Consider the following 15161-nt stretch of genomic DNA (forward strand, 5'->3'; position numbering starts at 1 on the left):
GGCCTTTTAAACAATTAGCTGTGAAACTCAGGCCGTCTTGGCGGCGGTCAGGGTGGAAGCAAAGCGATAGATAATTGCTGCGGACTGGCCGCGGGTGGCGGTGGCAAAAGGACGGATGGTGTTGTCGTTAAATCCGTTGATGAGGCTGTTGCCGTTGGCCCAGACCAGCGCCTTGGTGGCGTAAGAAGCAATTTGCTGGGCATCAGTAAATGCGCCCAAACTGCCGCCGACGCTGACACTGTACCCCAGAGCCTCCGCATAGCGGAACATAAACGCCGCAAACTGCTGGCGGCTCACGGAGTCACCGGAGACGAAGGTGGTTTCGGTCTTGCCGTTGACAATGCTGTTCTCGTTGGCCCAAGCCACAGCCTTGCCCAAATCGGTGGCAAAGTCCACGTCGGTAAAGGCGGGGTTCGCCTTGGCAGAGGGCTTGCCAGCCAGATTCCACAGGGCCAGCACCACGTCGCCCCGGGTCATGGTGACGTTGGGGCTGAAAGCGGTTGCTGTGGTGCCGGGAATCAGACCCTTTTCAATGGAGAAGAGAACCGCGTCGTAGTAATACGCGTTGGACGCCACGTCGGTGAAGGGCATGACCGCGCCGGTCACGGTGATGCGGCCCTGTGCCTTGGAATACTCGGCGGGAACGGTGCCCTTCAAAGTGCCGGTGATGTAGTTAATCAGAATTTCATTGTCCAGCATGGCGGGAACGCTGAGAGTCTTGCACTTCTGGAACATATTCAGGCCGTCGCCCGCGTCCTCCAGCATATAGTTGTGGGAAGCCAGCTTGTAGGTCTTGGTGGCCACGATGTCCACGCCGCCGACCTTTACGTCCTTGACCCGCCGTGCGCCGGTGACGGAGACGAACATCTTGTTGTCGTCGGTCTTCACGGTGGAGGGAACGCTGGTGTCGATGGTGTAGGTCAGGCCGGAAACCTGAAGGAAGCCGCCGTTTTCATCGGGAGTGGTGCGGGCGGCCATTTCCAGCGCGTCCAGAATCTGCGCTCCGGTGGCCTCCACCATCCGCAGCTCGTTGCCGAAGGGATGCACGGCGATGATCTGCCCATAGGTGATGCTGCCTGCCTTGATGTCGGCACGGATGCCGCCGCCATTGACAATGGCTACGTCTGCGCCCGCCGCGTCGCGGTAAGCGTCGGCAACCAGATCGCCCAGATTGGTTTCCTGATTGCGGATGGCGCGGGTCTTGCCGTCGGATTCCAACGTGGTGAGATCAACGGAGGTTTTGGCAACCACCTTGTTCAGCAGCGCGTCGTTTTTGGCCTGAATTCCTTTGACAAAGGTGTCAACGGTGGAATCCTTGGCGGTATAGTCCGTCACCAGTTCGGTGGAAACAGACCCGCTGGATTTGATGACCAGCTTGCCGATGGCGGCAAGCTTCGTGCCGGTGGAGGTGAGAAGAACGGTCTTGCCGTCCTTATCCGCGACCTTCTGAGAGGGGATGGTGCTGTGGGCATGGCCGTCGAGGAAGGCGGTCAGGCCGGAGACATTGGCAATCACGTCGGCGGAGCGCCAGGGAGCACTCTGCGCGTCGTCGCCAAGATGGCCCACAGCGATGACATAGTCCGCGCCTGCGGTCTTGGCGGAATCAACAGCGGACTGCACGGCGTTGTAAAGCTCCTTGCCGTTGTTGCCGGCGCAGAAGCCGTAGATGTACTTGCCGGTGTTGTCCTGGAAGTAGGTGGGGGTGGACTTGGTGATGGACTCGGGCGTGGCGATGCCCACATAGGCCACCTTGGTGTCACCGTAGGTGACCATCTTGTACGCATCGAACACGGGCTTATTGGTCCGCAGGTCCATAAAGTTGGCGCAGATATAGCCGCTCTTCAGGGCCTTGGAAAGGTTAAAAAACTGATCCATCCCGTAGTCAAACTCGTGGTTGCCGGGGATAGCCACATCGTAGCCTACCTGATTCATGATATCCACGATGTATTCGCCCTTGGACAGGGTGCCCAGAGCCGCGCCCTGCACCGCGTCGCCCACGTCCACAAGGGTCACGTTGTCGGTGGCCTTGCGCATCTCGGCGGCGTAGGCCGCGAAGCCTGCGTAGCCGATATTGTCGTCCACACCGCAGTGAACGTCGTTGGTGTACAGCACTACAATGTCGCCCTTGTCCGCCGTGGCGGGGGATTCAGCGGCGAAGCTGAGCGTGGTCAAAGACATGGCTGTCATCACAGCCAGCAACAGGGAAATTGCCTTTCTCATCTTTTACCTCCTTCATTTTAAAAGCGCGGCGGAAACCGTGCTTTATATTGAGATCAGTATAACCCGCACCGGGAAAAAAAGAAAGAGGAAAACGCAAAATCGGCGTAAAATTTGCCAGATCGGCCCAATGGCCGCGCGAAAAAAAGAAGCTGGGTCTCGGAGCAAAAATATTTTGCAACAGGAGCTCTGCACATCTGGAAATCCGGAGAAAACTATGCTATGCTGAGGTCGTATCAAGACAAAACGCAAGGGAGGATTTTGGATGAGAACATTGCTCAAGGGCGGCGGCGTGGTGTCAGGCCGGGGAGTTCGCCGGGCGGACGTGCTGATCGACGGAGAAAAGATTGTTCAGGTTGGCAGGGGACTGTCCGCTGCGGGAGAAAATGTGGTGGACGTGTCGGGAATGCTCTTGTTCCCCGGCTTTATCGATGCGCACACCCACTTTGACCTGGACGTGGCCAACACTACCACCGCGGACGATTTTACCTCCGGCAGCCGGGCCGCCATCCGCGGCGGCACCACCACCGTGATCGACTTTGCGTGCCCCAACAAGGGAGAGTCCCTGCAATACGGGCTGGATTTGTGGCACAAAAAGGCCGACGGCCGCGCCTTCTGCGACTACGGATTCCACATGACCATCGACGATTGGAACCCCTCCGTGGAAGCGGAGCTTCCGGCCATGTTTGCTCAGGGAATTTCGTCGTTTAAAATGTATCTCACCTATCCCGCCATGATGATTGGCGACGGCGCGATTTACAGCGCGCTGAAGGCCCTGCGGAGGCTGGGCGGCATCTGCGGCTTCCACTGCGAAAACGCCGGGGTGATTGACGCCATGATTGCCGAGAAAAAGGCCCTCGGAGAGCTGTCTCCCGCCTCTCATCCCCAGACCCGGCCCCCGTATCTGGAGGCCGAGGCGGTGAGCCGTCTTTTGCGCATCGCGCAGGCGGCGGACAGCCCGGTGATTATTGTGCACCTCACCAACCGTCAGGCGCTGGAGGAGGCGGAAGCCGCCCGCAAGCGGGGACAGAAGGTCTATGTGGAGACTTGCCCCCAGTATTTGGTGCTGGACGACAGCGTTTATTTTAACGAGAATTTCTCCGCCGCCGCGCGGTATGTCTGTGCGCCGCCTATCCGGGCGAAGGAGGAGCAGACATATTTGTGGCGGGGGTTGAAGCGGGGGCTGATTCAGACCGTCTCCACCGATCACTGTGCGTTCACGCTGGAGCAGAAGGATGTGGGCCGGGGGGACTTCACAAAGATTCCCGGCGGGCTTCCCGGCGTGGAGGCCAGAGGAGAGCTGCTGTATTCCTTTGGTGTGGAGAAGAAGAAAATTGCGCTGCCCACCATGTGTCAGGTGCTCAGCGAGAACCCCGCCAAGCTGTATGGACTGTATCCCCGCAAGGGCGCCATCCGAGTGGGGAGCGACGCGGACATCGTGGTGTACGACCCCGGCGCAAGCCATGTTATCCGGGGGGAGGACAGCGTGAGTGCGGCGGGATATTCTCCCTACGAGGGGGTTGTCACCTCCGGCGGCATCGCGCAGGTCTATCTGCGGGGCAGACTGATGGCGGAGCTTGGCAGAATTCTGGTGGCGGAGCCTCATGGAAAATACATGGCCCGGGGAAAGAACTCCCTTTAATGAATTTGAGCCTTTCGCCTGTGGGCGGGTGACTGTCAACAGGATTTAGACGAAACTAAAAAGAAGGTCGGCTCCGGATGCACTTTCGTATCCGGAGCCGACCGCAAAATAAGCCGAGGAAAATCCGGCAGCGAAAGCTGCCCCAATCCATCGGCAAACCAACATTCAGGAGGCGAACAGCGTGAACGACAATGTTTTTATGAAGCGGGCAATCGAGCTTTCCCGGCTGGCGGTGGAACACGGAAACGAGCCGTTTGGCGCGGTGCTGGTCAAAAACGGAGAAGTTGTGTATACGAACGAAAACCAGATTTACACGATGCACGACCCGTCCTTCCACGGAGAAGCCGGACTGATCCGGCGGTTTTGCGAGGAGACCGGGATTACGGACTTGACGGAGTATACCATGTATTCAAGCTGCGAGCCCTGCTTTATGTGCAGCGGGGCAATGGTATGGGTGAAGCTTGGACGGCTGGTCTATGGGGCGAGTAACGATGACCTTGAGCGTATTTTGGGCAATGATGGCTGCGAATGCAGCCGGATGGTCTTTGAAAATTCCTTTCACAGCCCGCAGGTTACCTCCGGCATTTTGCGGGAGGAGAGCCTTGCGGTGCTGGAAAGCTATTTTAAAAGCCACGCAAAGGGATAAGCGCTGCTTGAGATTTGACGGGAGATGGTGGTTTGCGTCTAATAAGAATTTGACAAGAGAGCTTGCCGTCAGGCTGATTCAGGGCGAAGCGCCCTGTCGGGTGGGTTCCCCGGGGATTTTAAGCTGTATTATGAAAAAAGGCGGACGTCCGGGATTTACCGGACGCCCGCCTTTTTGTTTCAAGCTTGATAAACGCATATCCGCAAAGCGGAAAATGACATTCTGCTTACTTAAAGTTTTCGATGATGTCCACCAGCTCTGCGCCGATGCGCTTCTGGGCTTCCTTGGTGCCCGCGCCGATATGGGGAGCGCAGGAAACCGCCGGATGGGACGCAAGCTCCCAATTGGGGTTCTTTTCGTCCATCCACACGTCAAGGCCCGCCGCCTTCACTTTGCCGGAGTTCAGCGCGTCCAGCAGAGCGGCCTCGTCGATGTTGGAGCCGCGAGAGGTGTTGATAATCACCACGCCGTCCTTCATCTTGGCAATGCTCTCCGCGTCCACCAGAGGCTTGTCACCAGCGGGGGCGCTGAGGGCAATCACGTCGGACTGGGAAATCAACTCCTCCATGGAGACAAAGTGCATGGTTTCGCCCTCGCAGCCCTCGGGCTTGTTACGGTGGACGGAGGACAGCACGTTCATGCCCAGAGCCTGGGCCTTTTCGCCGATCAGGCGGCCGATGCGGCCGTAGCCCACAACGCCCATGGTCTTGCCCTGAAGCTCAAAGCCCTTGGAATAGGCCTTCTTCTCCCACTTCTGCTCTCGCATGGTGTGGCCCGCCACGGAAAGGCTGCGGGCGCAGGCAAACAGCAGTGCAATGGCAAGCTCTGCCACGGCGTTGGAGGAAGCGCGGGGGGTGTTCATCACCTTAATGCCTGCCGCCTCGGCGTATTTCACGGCGATGTTGTCCACGCCCACACCGGCGCGGATAATCAGCTTGAGCTGGCTATCCTTGGCAGCGTCAATCTGAGGCTCCTTAATCTTGGTGGCGCTGCGGATTACCACAATGTCAAACTCCCGCAGGGCTGTACCCAACTGATCGGGCTCATAAAACTGCTCCACAACCTCAAAGCCGTCGCCGCGCAGCTGCGCAATGGCGCCTGCGTCCATGCCGTCGGTTACTAAGACTCTCATATTTTCACAGTCCCCTTTTCATCAATTTTCCGGCGCACCCCAGGGGCGCCATTTCGTCGGAAAAGCACATATCCATTGGGGGATGGATACCCGGCTGTGTGAATCAGGCGTTCTCCTGCTCGTACTTCTTCAGGAAGTCCACCAGCGCCTCGACGCCCTCCTTGGGCATGGCGTTGTAGATGGAGGCCCGCAGACCGCCAACGGACTTGTGGCCCTTCAGATTGTCAAAGCCTGCGGCCTTGCTGGCGGCCACCACGGCGGCGTCCTGCTCCTTGCTGGGAGAGACGAAGGGCACGTTCATGAGGGAGCGGTCCGCCTTCTCAACGGGAGCGGTGAACAGCTTGCTCTGGTCCAGATAATCGTACAGCACCTTGGCCTTCTCCTGATTGCGCTGCTCCATGGCCTCCAGCCCGCCGTTTTTCAGCAGGTAGTTGAAGACCTTGCCGCAGCAGTAAATGGCCCAGCAGTTGGGGGTGTTGTACAGGGAGTCGTTGTCGGCGTGGGTCTTGTAGCTGAGATAGGTGGGAACCTTGGAATCCAGATCGTCGCGGATCAAATCCTCACGGATGATGACCACGGCCATGCCGGCGGGACCCACGTTTTTCTGCACGCCGGCCCAGATCATGCCGTAATCGGCCACATTGCAGGGGCGGGAGAGGAACATGGAGGACTGGTCGGACACCAGAACCTTGCCCTTGGTGTTGGGCAGCTTGCTATAGGTGAGGCCGTTGATGGTTTCGTTCTCGCAGATATAAACATAGTCCGCATTGTCGGGAATGTCCAGATCGGAGCAGTCCGGCACATAGGAGAAGTTCTTGTCGGAGGAGGAGGCAACCACCTTCACCTCGCCAAATTTCTTGGCTTCGGAAATCGCTTTTTTGGACCAGGCGCCGGTTTCCACATAGCAGCCCACGCCACCCTTGAGCAGGTTCATGGCCACCATGGCAAACTGCAGCGTGCCGCCGCCCTGCACAAACAGAATCTTATAGTTGTCGGGAATGCCCATCAGCTTCTTCAGGTCGTCCTTGGCAGCGGCCAGAATTTCCTCAAAAACCTTGGACCGGTGGCTCATCTCCATGACGCACATGCCGCTGCCGCGGTAGTTCATCATTTCGGCGGCGATCTCCTCCAGAACCGCTTCCGGCATCATAGCGGGGCCGGCGGAAAAATTGTAGGTACGTCCGTACTTCATCATCTGATCCTCCATATTATTCATATTATCGCGTTTTCAAATCCAGATATGCCATTTTAAATCTGACATACATCTGACGTACAGTATACGATGCTTTAGAGGAATATTCAACCGTAAAGGGGAAGATTGCAGAAGCTAAAAAACCAAGGAGTTTTTATGGAAAAAGCCCAAAAACGATTACGTATTCTATATATTTGCCCATATTGGAGACAGGTGGGAAGGAAGACCGTCTGATGCCGCTATCTCGTACGCATATTTCTCCGAAATTTATAGAATAACAGTTTTCACGATATTTTTGCACAGGGCCTTTTTCCATTCGGCAGATTTTTGATGCAAGCGGCCTTGTTAAGATATCTTAACATGTGCTATACTGTAAGTAGCTGTTTTTTAATAGAATCAAAGCAGGGGATTTTGACAATGAGTGAACAGAGAACAAAATTTTATCGGTTTTTATCCGACTTCAACCGCCTGAAATGGGGCATCGCGGTCAAGGCGCTGCTCACCGGCGCGGCGGCGGGGCTGATTACGGTGCTGTACCGTCTTTTGATTGAGCACGGGACCGCCTTTGCCGTGGCGTGCTATGCCTATTTTCGGGAGCACCCTGTGTTTTTGATTCCGTGGGCGCTGGGGGCCGTGATAGCAGGGCTTGCAGTTGCCTGGCTTGTAAAGCTGGAGCCGTCCGCCGCCGGAAGCGGAATCCCGCAGGTGGAGGGGGCGGTGCTGCTGGGTATGGAGCTGAAGTGGCGCTCTGTTCTGGCGGTGCGGTTTGTGGCCGGGGGACTGTGCGGCCTCTTCGGCCTTTCTCTCGGGAGGGAGGGGCCTTCCATTCAGATTGGTGCCGCGAGCGCCAAGGCGGTGTCCGGTCTTTTGGGCAGAAGCAAGGTGGAGGAGAATTATCTCATCACCGGCGGCGCCGCCGCGGGCCTTGCCGCCGCGTTCAACGCGCCGTTGTCCGGTGTAATTTTCGCGCTGGAGGAGGTACACCGTAATTTCTCCCCCGCCATTATGCTCACGGCAACCGCCGCGTCGCTGGTTGCCGACTTTGTTTCAAAATACTTTTTCGGGCTGACGCCGGAGCTGCATTTCACCCAGATTCCCCAGATGCCGATTCAAATGTATTTCTGGATGCTTCCGCTGGGGGCGCTGACGGGGGTTGTGGGAGGACTTCTCAACAGGGCGCTGCTGGCCGCAGGCCCGCTGTACGGAAAGCTGCTGCCCGCGCGGTGGAGGCCTGCTGCGGTGATGCTGCTGTCCATCCCATGCGGACTGTTTCTGCCGCTGACGCTGGGCGGCGGGCGTGACTTGATTGAGTTTGCTCAAACCGCCACCGGCGGCATATCGTTGCTGCTTGTTTTGCTGGCGGTGAAGTTTTTATTTACCTGCGCCAGCTTCGGCAGCGGCGTTCCCGGCGGTATTTTTATGCCCATTCTGGCGGTGGGGACCCTGACGGGAAGCGTGTTCGGCATCGCTTGCGTGGAGCTGGGGCTGTTTCCCGCGCAATATATCCCGGATTTCGCCGTGTGCGCCATGACGGCGGCGATGGCTGCGGCGGTGAAGGCCCCCATCACAGCCATTTTGCTTACGGTGGAGATGACCGGAACCTTGGTACATATGCTGCCGGTGGCCGCCTGCGCGTTTGCCGCGCTGTTGGTTTCTGACCTCATGAAGGTGGAGCCGATTTACGAGGCGCTGTTAAACCGGTCTGTGGCGAAGGAGCGCAAAGCCGAGACCGCCGCAGCCCCAGAGGGGAAAGACCTGATGGAGATTCCTGTGGAGCTGGGCTGCTGCGCGGCGGGGCGGCGGATTGACGAGATCGGCTGGCCTGCGGGCACGCTGATAGTCAGTCTCCTCAGGGGCAACCGGGACATGATCCCCCGGGGCGAAACCACGCTGCTTCCTGGAGACTACCTTGTGGTGCTCTATCCCCAGGGGCAGGAGAAAGAGGTCCGCGCCGCTGTTACCGACCTTTGCCACGAGAAGTTTTGAAAAACGGGACCCGGTCGAAACGCGTGGCCCTGACCGTGAGAAAAACGCCCTTCGTACAAATTTGTACGAAGGGCGTTTGTTTTGCCGACGGGGGTCAGGAACTGCCGCACAGCGCCCGCTGGGCCGCAATGGTGCCCAAGGTATCCCCAAGCTGGGTCAGCACTGCGGCGCAGAAAGCCAACTCGTCGTCGTTCAGGGACCCGGCCATGCACACCGCCAAAGAGTTGATTGCCGTGGTCAGGGGCAGCGGGTCGGAGCAGTTTTGATTCATAACATCACCCTGATGCAGGGTATGAAAAAAACGTGGCTTCCAGCACTGGAAACGCCTTTTTCGGGCCGGAAACCGCGCCTTTTGCGGATTGTCCGCCGTTTAAACGCCCATCAGGCGCTTTGCAGCCTTCACGTTCCGATGCTCCATCTCCCGGAGCCGGGCCACGGCGGCCTCCTGCTCGCCCGGACGCTCTGTCCGCTCCACGGCCTTGTCAATCATGGCGCACAGCGGCCCGGAGGACGCTTCATCCAGATCTACAAACAGGTCCTGCCCGATATAGCGCAGGAAGGAAGAAACCTTGGGATCGTATACCACGCCCACAAGGGGAATTCCCTGTCCGGCGGCAAAAATCAGCGCGTGGAGCCGCATGGACACCACCACCTGCATCCGGGAGAGGGCGCCGATGATGGTGTCGGCCCGGCCCGCGTCGTTGAGGAAATAGTGGGGTACCGTAAGGCCCTGCGCGGCCAGTGCCGCGGCCAGAGGGTCCTGATGGGTTTCCACCGCTAAAAATACCGGAGTCAGCCCGTGGCGATTGTAGGCATACTCTGCGGCGGCGGCAAAAACGGGGGCTTTTTCCTCAAAGCCCTTCCACCGACGCAGGGCAAAGCAGATATACCGCCCGTCCGTGGGAATCCCTGCCTGCAAAAGCACGCTGTCCGTCCTCTCAGGGGGAGCGCAGTGCAAAGTCAGGGCCGGGTCGGCGGTGAGAAGAATCACGGGACCCGTCACGCCCATGGACGCAAGCTCCGCCTGAGAGTCCGGCTCCCGCAGCGTGATCACGTCCACGGAGGCGTTCAGCACCTTTGCCGCCATCTTCCGGTGGCTGGGGCGGGAGACGGGGCCGATGCCACAGCCATACATCTGCACCTTGCAGCCCAGTCGCTTAGCGGAGGCGATGTTGTGCAGGTAAAACCACAGGGACCGGCGGGAGGTCACGTCCTGAATCAGGCTGCCTCCGCCGTTGATATACAGCTTGCTGTGATGCATGGCGGCGCGCCAGGCGGGATAGTTAAACCGCTGTACTGCCGGGACCCGGTAAGCAAGGCGGGTTTCCGCGGGGTTTTTACTCAAAACCAGCACCGGCATATCCGGGTCGATGGCTCGCATCTCCTGCAAAATGGCCTCCAGAATCGCGTCGTCCCCGGCGTTGCCCCGTCCGTAGGCTCCGCAGATGACCACTCCGTCACGGCCCGCTTTGGGGCGGTTGTGGCGGCGGATAATCTCCCCGTAAATGTGGAGCTGGGTATCCACCGTTTTCTGAATGGAAAACTGGGTGGACGCCTTTTCATACAGCCGTTCGCCCATGTCCCGGCGCAGATCGTCGTTCTCCGCCAGAGAGGCCAGCGCCGCGCCAAGGGCCTCGTCGTCGCCGGGCGTGAAAAGATAGCCGTTTACGTCCGTGTCGATGAGGGCGGGAATGCCGCCCACGGCGGTGGCCACGGTGGCCAAGTGAAACCGAGCGCCCTCCGTCAGGGCATAGGGAAACGTTTCAGACACGGAGGTGAGGGCATTGACGTCCAAAGCGCTGTAAAACCGGTCCATGCCGCCGGAAATCCATCCTGCAAAGCACACCTGCCCTCCAACGCCCAGCTCGTCCGCCAAAGCCTCCAGCTTTTGCCGCTCCTCGCCGTCTCCTGCGATTAGCAGGCGCAGCCGGCCGCACTTTGCGTGGGCCTTTGCAAAGCCCCGCACCAGCGTGGAGATGTCCTTTACAGGGTTCAACCGGGCGGCGATGCCCACCACCACGCTATCCTCCTCCGCGGCAAGGCCCAGCTCCCGCAGATAGGGAAGCCGATCCCCCTGCGGCGGGGCGGGGGTGAAGTCTATGCCGTTGTAAATGGTGAAAAATCTGTCGGGAGGGAAGCCCCGGCGAATCAGCAGGTCCACCATCGCGTCGGACACGCCGATGCGATAGTCCAGCGTCCGCAGCGCCCGGGCGTTGATATTGCCGAAGGTGAGACGGCTGAAGGGTCTGCCCATGTAGTCCAGCTTATAGTCGCTGTGGACCGTGGAGCAGACGGGAAGGCCGGTGGTTCTGCGAAGCATGGCCCCCAGAAGATTGGCTCTGGCTCCATGGCAGTGGATGACCTGATACCCGCCCTCGCGGATGTACTGCGTCAGGCGGTTGCGGATGCGCAGGATATGGTTTCCCGACATAATCTCCGTGGGAATCCCAAGCGCCCGGGCCTCTTCTGCGAAGGGCCCGTCCCGGAAGCAGACCAACTGGGCCGTGATGGTTTCGTTCAGATGGCGCAGAAGACTCAGAACGTGGGTTTTGGCCCCGCCGGAATCGCCGCCGCTGATGAGATGGATGACTTTCATAGCGCTCCCTCTTTTGAAAAACGCCCGTGGGCGTGAAATCCCTCTTGTACAAACTCGAAAAATATTATACAATAGCCAAGGTTCGAAAGCAAGGAGCAAGAGACGAACGGAGGCGCATTGATGGAAAATGACCGTAAAAATTGTAAGATCAGAGTGGCTACCCCGGAGGACGCGGAGGCGCTCGTGCGCATATATGCGCCCTACGTGGAAAAGACGGCCATTACCTTTGAATATGACGTGCCTAGCGTCAGGGAGTTTGCCGGGCGCATTGAAGAAATTCTGAAGCGGTATCCTTACCTCGTGGCGGAGGAGGACGGCGAAATTCTGGGCTATGCCTACGCCCATGCGTTTCATGAGCGGGCGGCCTATGGCTGGGCGGTGGAAACCACGGTGTATATCGCGGAGAAGGCGAAGCGCCGGGGCCTTGGAAAGCGGCTTTACGACGCGCTGGAGCAGGCGCTGGCGGCCCAGAATATTTTAAATCTCTACGCCTCCATTGCCTATCCCGCCGGAGAGGACCCGCATTTGACCCGGGACAGCGTGGAGTTTCACCAGCGGCTGGGATACAAGCTGGTGGGGCATTTTTCCCAGTGCGGCTATAAGTTTGGCCGCTGGTATGACTCGGTGTTTATGGAAAAGCACCTCGGCTCCCACATTGCAGACCAGCCTGCGGTGAAGCCCTTTGACGCGGAGAATTTTTCGTATCTCTGATTTCCATGCGGCGGGTTATCGGCGCGGCAAAAGCGGCCCGCCAAAGTCCCGCGTTTATTTGAAAACCCGCGCTGGGGCGCGGTCCGGCACGGACAAGCCCAAGCCGGAAAACACAATTTACTTGGAGGTTGACAGATGGAGCGGTCCAAAAAGAAATTTAACGTGATCGACGTGATTGCGGTCCTTTTGCTTCTGGCGGTGGCAGTGTTTGTGGGAAGCAAGCTAATCAGCCGCGGCAGCGGCAGTTCCGGCGGGGAGGCCAAAACGGTCCGTGTGACCTACGTGGTCAAGGCCGAGGGGGTGGACAACGCCCTCTATGAAAATTCTCTGGAGCACATCCCTTCCAGACTGATGGCCTCCGGGAAGCTGCTGGATGGGCAGATTGATTCCGTTGAGCAGGAGCCTTACTATGCGCTGGACGAAAACGGAAACTGGGTGGAGGACCCCTATCATAAGAATCTCTACTTCACGGCCAGCATCAACGTGCCGGACGCGGCGGTCCAGACCACCAAGGTGGGCGATCAGGAGGTCCGGGTGGGAAAGACAGATTACGTGCTGAAAAGTGAGTACATTGAGTTCAGTGAAGTCACCATTGTGGACGTGACGTGGGGTGAGTAAGCTTCGGAAAGAACCGAAGGCTATAACAGGGGGATGTTTTCATGCTTCAGGATATCGCGCCCCACAGCTTTCACAATGAATTTAAGGTTCCGCCCCTGCCGCCATCCGGCGGCGATTCGGCGGTTTTGTTTTACAAGGGATCCGTGCTGCTGACGGAGGCGGGAGGCTTTCCCACGGTGGCGGAGGTGCTGGCGTTGGGTGCGGAGGAGGAGAAGCTGATCTATCTCTTCTCCGTGGACGAGCAGCGATTTTACCTGCTGGAGGAGCCGCCCGAGGGCGTTTGCGCCGGGCTGCGGGCGACGCCCACGTCGGCGTTTCGCCGCATGGAGCCGCCGTTTCTCCGTCTTGTGGGGGCCACGGCGATGCACCTTGCAAACTGGTACCGCTCCAATCGCTTCTGTGGCTTCTGCGGTGCGCCCACGGTCCGGGACGACAAGGAACGGGCCATGCGCTGCTCCGATTGCGGTGCGCTGGTCTATCCCCGCATCAACCCTGCGGTGGTGGTGGCCGTGCGAAACGGGGATAAGCTGCTGCTGATCCGCTATGCCGACCGGCCCATGGTGGCGCAGTATGCCCTGATTGCCGGGTTTACCGAGATTGGGGAAACCATGGCTGAGACCGCCCGCCGGGAGGTCATGGAGGAAGTGGGCCTGCGGGTGAAAAATGTGCGGTACCATGCCGACCAGCCCTGGGGCTTTGCGGGCAACCAGATGGTGGGCTTCTGGGCGGAGCTGGACGGGGACGAAACCGTCACGCTGGATACCCGGGAGGTGAAGGAGGCCGTCTGGCTGCGCCGTGAGGAGATTCCCGAAAGCCACGGCCCCATTGATTTGACCCACACTATGACAGAGCTGTTCCGTCTGGGAAAGGACCCCCGTTGACGGGACTGCCATTGCCTTGGAGGCGCTTTCGGATATTCTTTCCGCAAAGCAAACGCGGGGCGCAAATGTGAGGCAGAACGGTGAAAGCAGGCGAAGAGCGCCAAAAGCCTACATAAAGCGATCAATGAAAACGTGAAGCGGCAAAAACGCTGTTCCCAAAAACCTGCCCACGTCGGTGCGGGGTGTTAAAAAAGGAACAGGAGCGTCTCTCCGGGAGAGACGCTCCTGCTTTTTTAGCTTTGTGCCGAAATGGGACTGAAATTATCTTAAAAGCTTTCTTAGGCCAACTCCGCCTGACCGGTGTAGAGCCGGTAGTAGCGGCCCTTCTGGTCCAGCAGATCGTTGTGTCCGCCCCGCTCAATGATTTCGCCCTGTTCCAGCACCAGAATGGCCTGAGAGTTGCGGACGGTGGAAAGACGGTGGGCGATGACAAACACGGTGCGCCCCGCCATCAACTGGTCCATGCCCTTTTCAATGAGCTTTTCCGTCCGGGTGTCGATGGAACTGGTGGCTTCGTCCAGAATCAGCACCGGCGGGTTGGACAGCGCCGCTCGTGCGATGTTCAAAAGCTGCCGCTCGCCCTGACTGAGACTGCCGCCGTCCCCGGAAAGGACGGTTGCGTAGCCCTGCGGCAGGTGGCGGATAAAGCCGTCAGCGTTTGCAAGCTTTGCCGCGGCTTCCACCTCCTCGTCCGTGGCGTCCAGCCTGCCATACCGGATGTTGTCCGCCACGGTGCCGCTGAACAGGTGGGTGTCCTGCAAAACAACGCCAAGGGATTTGCGCAGGGAGTCCTTTTCAATGTCCCGGATGTCGATGCCGTCGTAGGTGATGGTTCCGTCGTCAATCTCGTAAAACCGGTTAATGAGGTTTGTAATGGTGGTTTTGCCCGCGCCGGTGGAACCGACCAGCGCGATTTTCTGCCCCGGCTCGGCGTAAAGGGAGATGCCGTTTAATACCGACTTGCTCCCGTCGTAGCTAAACACCACATGGTCGAACCGCACGTCACCCCGGACGGGAATCAGCGTGCCATCGGGTTTTTTCCAGGCCCATGCGCCGGTTTCAATGTCGGTTTCCTCAATGCGGTTTCCGGAAAGGCATTTTGCCCGGACTAAGGTAACTTTGCCGGAATTTTTCTCCGGATCCGTCTCCATGACCTCGAAAATGCGTTCCGCGCCCGCCACCGCCGCCAGAAGGACATTCACCTGCTGGGACACCTGACTGACGGGCTGGGACACCTGCCGGGTGTACTGCAAAAAGGCCGCAAGCCCTCCCAGATCGCCGCTGCGGATGGCCAAAAGCGCCCCCGCCATGCAGGTGACGGCATAGTTTAAATAGCTGAGGTTGCCCATTACGGGCATCATGGCCCCGGCAAAGGTCTGCGCGTTGGTGGCCGCCTGCCGGTAGGTTTCGTTCCGCTCATGGAAGCCTTTGATTGCGGCGGACTCGTGGTTGAAGACTTTGATGACCTTTTGGCCCTCGGTCATCTCCTCAATATAGCCGTTCACCGCGCCGATGGCCTTTTGCTGCGCGGTGAAGCTTT

General features: G+C 58.7%; 13 protein-coding genes. 6 read left to right on the forward strand and 7 right to left on the reverse strand.

Features of this window, described 5'->3' with window-relative positions; genetic code table 11:
- Positions 1-27: 27 nt before the first annotated feature.
- Both RTU96_RS03595 and RTU96_RS03600 read right to left on the reverse strand, forming a co-directional pair.
- Entirely contained in the window at positions 28-2220 is a 2193-nt protein-coding gene (locus RTU96_RS03595) for a 5'-nucleotidase C-terminal domain-containing protein (RefSeq protein WP_312635000.1), read from the reverse strand.
- Positions 2147-2398, reverse strand: coding sequence for a hypothetical protein (locus RTU96_RS03600; RefSeq protein ID WP_312635002.1), 252 nt, complete (start codon positions 2396-2398; stop codon positions 2147-2149). Before RTU96_RS03600 ends, RTU96_RS03595 begins: the two co-directional genes overlap by 74 nt.
- 84 nt (positions 2399-2482) lie before the next feature.
- Between RTU96_RS03600 and hydA the strand changes: the two genes are divergently transcribed.
- A complete protein-coding gene (hydA, locus tag RTU96_RS03605; protein ID WP_312635003.1) occupies positions 2483-3859 on the forward strand; it encodes a dihydropyrimidinase in 1377 nt (458 codons plus the stop codon).
- A gap of 181 nt (positions 3860-4040) precedes the next feature.
- Positions 4041-4505, forward strand: a complete 465-nt coding sequence (locus RTU96_RS03610) for a nucleoside deaminase (RefSeq protein WP_312635004.1) — start codon at positions 4041-4043, stop codon at positions 4503-4505.
- 226 nt (positions 4506-4731) lie between these two features.
- On the opposite strand, the gene RTU96_RS03615 is transcribed toward RTU96_RS03610, so the two are convergent.
- Together RTU96_RS03615 and serC are read right to left on the reverse strand one after the other, a co-directional pair.
- Positions 4732-5637 carry an NAD(P)-dependent oxidoreductase gene (locus RTU96_RS03615; RefSeq protein ID WP_312635005.1) on the reverse strand — a complete coding sequence of 302 codons (906 nt, stop codon included), beginning with the start codon at positions 5635-5637 and terminating at the stop codon, positions 4732-4734.
- Between the two features lie 103 nt (positions 5638-5740).
- Positions 5741-6853: a 3-phosphoserine/phosphohydroxythreonine transaminase gene (gene serC / locus RTU96_RS03620; RefSeq protein WP_312635006.1), complete on the reverse strand. Its 1113-nt coding sequence runs from the start codon at positions 6851-6853 to the stop codon at positions 5741-5743.
- Between the two features lie 393 nt (positions 6854-7246).
- Between serC and RTU96_RS03625 the strand changes: the two genes are divergently transcribed.
- Positions 7247-8815, forward strand: coding sequence for a ClC family H(+)/Cl(-) exchange transporter (locus tag RTU96_RS03625; RefSeq protein ID WP_312635007.1), 1569 nt, complete (start codon positions 7247-7249; stop codon positions 8813-8815).
- A gap of 94 nt (positions 8816-8909) precedes the next feature.
- Here the strand turns inward: RTU96_RS03625 and RTU96_RS03630 are convergent, their stop codons facing one another.
- Together RTU96_RS03630 and csaB are read right to left on the reverse strand one after the other, a co-directional pair.
- Positions 8910-9086, reverse strand: a complete 177-nt coding sequence (locus RTU96_RS03630; protein ID WP_312635008.1) for a DUF6774 domain-containing protein — start codon at positions 9084-9086, stop codon at positions 8910-8912.
- 99 nt (positions 9087-9185) lie between these two features.
- Positions 9186-11411: a polysaccharide pyruvyl transferase CsaB gene (gene csaB, locus RTU96_RS03635; protein ID WP_312635009.1), complete on the reverse strand. Its 2226-nt coding sequence runs from the start codon at positions 11409-11411 to the stop codon at positions 9186-9188.
- 120 nt (positions 11412-11531) lie between these two features.
- On the opposite strand from csaB, the gene RTU96_RS03640 reads away from it, so the two are divergent.
- The 3 genes from RTU96_RS03640 to nudC all read left to right on the forward strand — a co-directional run bounded on the left by RTU96_RS03640 (position 11532) and on the right by nudC (position 13621).
- Positions 11532-12122: an N-acetyltransferase family protein gene (locus RTU96_RS03640; protein WP_312635010.1), complete on the forward strand. Its 591-nt coding sequence runs from the start codon at positions 11532-11534 to the stop codon at positions 12120-12122.
- A gap of 135 nt (positions 12123-12257) precedes the next feature.
- Positions 12258-12740, forward strand: a complete 483-nt coding sequence (locus RTU96_RS03645) for a DUF4330 family protein (RefSeq protein WP_312635011.1) — start codon at positions 12258-12260, stop codon at positions 12738-12740.
- A gap of 41 nt (positions 12741-12781) precedes the next feature.
- A complete protein-coding gene (gene nudC / locus RTU96_RS03650) occupies positions 12782-13621 on the forward strand; it encodes an NAD(+) diphosphatase (protein ID WP_312635012.1) in 840 nt (279 codons plus the stop codon).
- Between the two features lie 278 nt (positions 13622-13899).
- On the opposite strand, the gene RTU96_RS03655 is transcribed toward nudC, so the two are convergent.
- Positions 13900-15161 (reverse strand): ABC transporter ATP-binding protein (locus RTU96_RS03655; RefSeq protein ID WP_312635013.1); only part of this gene is annotated, 1262 nt, incomplete at its 5' end.

It is taken from the genome of Oscillibacter sp. (assembly GCF_032018205.1).
Taxonomy (GTDB): Bacteria; Bacillota; Clostridia; order Oscillospirales; family Oscillospiraceae; genus Oscillibacter.

What these genes read in the sequence shown, in the direction of transcription:
- csaB (WP_312635009.1), bottom strand. Translation starts at nt 11,411, where the DNA reads ATGAAAGTCATCCATCTCATCAGCGGCGGCGATTCCGGCGGGGCCAAA.
- serC (WP_312635006.1), bottom strand. Translation starts at nt 6,853, where the DNA reads ATGAATAATATGGAGGATCAGATGATGAAGTACGGACGTACCTACAAT.
- RTU96_RS03640 (WP_312635010.1), top strand. Translation starts at nt 11,532, where the DNA reads ATGGAAAATGACCGTAAAAATTGTAAGATCAGAGTGGCTACCCCGGAG.
- nudC (WP_312635012.1), top strand. Translation starts at nt 12,782, where the DNA reads ATGCTTCAGGATATCGCGCCCCACAGCTTTCACAATGAATTTAAGGTT.
- RTU96_RS03625 (WP_312635007.1), top strand. Translation starts at nt 7,247, where the DNA reads ATGAGTGAACAGAGAACAAAATTTTATCGGTTTTTATCCGACTTCAAC.
- RTU96_RS03645 (WP_312635011.1), top strand. Translation starts at nt 12,258, where the DNA reads ATGGAGCGGTCCAAAAAGAAATTTAACGTGATCGACGTGATTGCGGTC.
- RTU96_RS03595 (WP_312635000.1), bottom strand. Translation starts at nt 2,220, where the DNA reads ATGAGAAAGGCAATTTCCCTGTTGCTGGCTGTGATGACAGCCATGTCT.
- RTU96_RS03615 (WP_312635005.1), bottom strand. Translation starts at nt 5,637, where the DNA reads ATGAGAGTCTTAGTAACCGACGGCATGGACGCAGGCGCCATTGCGCAG.
- RTU96_RS03630 (WP_312635008.1), bottom strand. Translation starts at nt 9,086, where the DNA reads ATGAATCAAAACTGCTCCGACCCGCTGCCCCTGACCACGGCAATCAAC.
- hydA (WP_312635003.1), top strand. Translation starts at nt 2,483, where the DNA reads ATGAGAACATTGCTCAAGGGCGGCGGCGTGGTGTCAGGCCGGGGAGTT.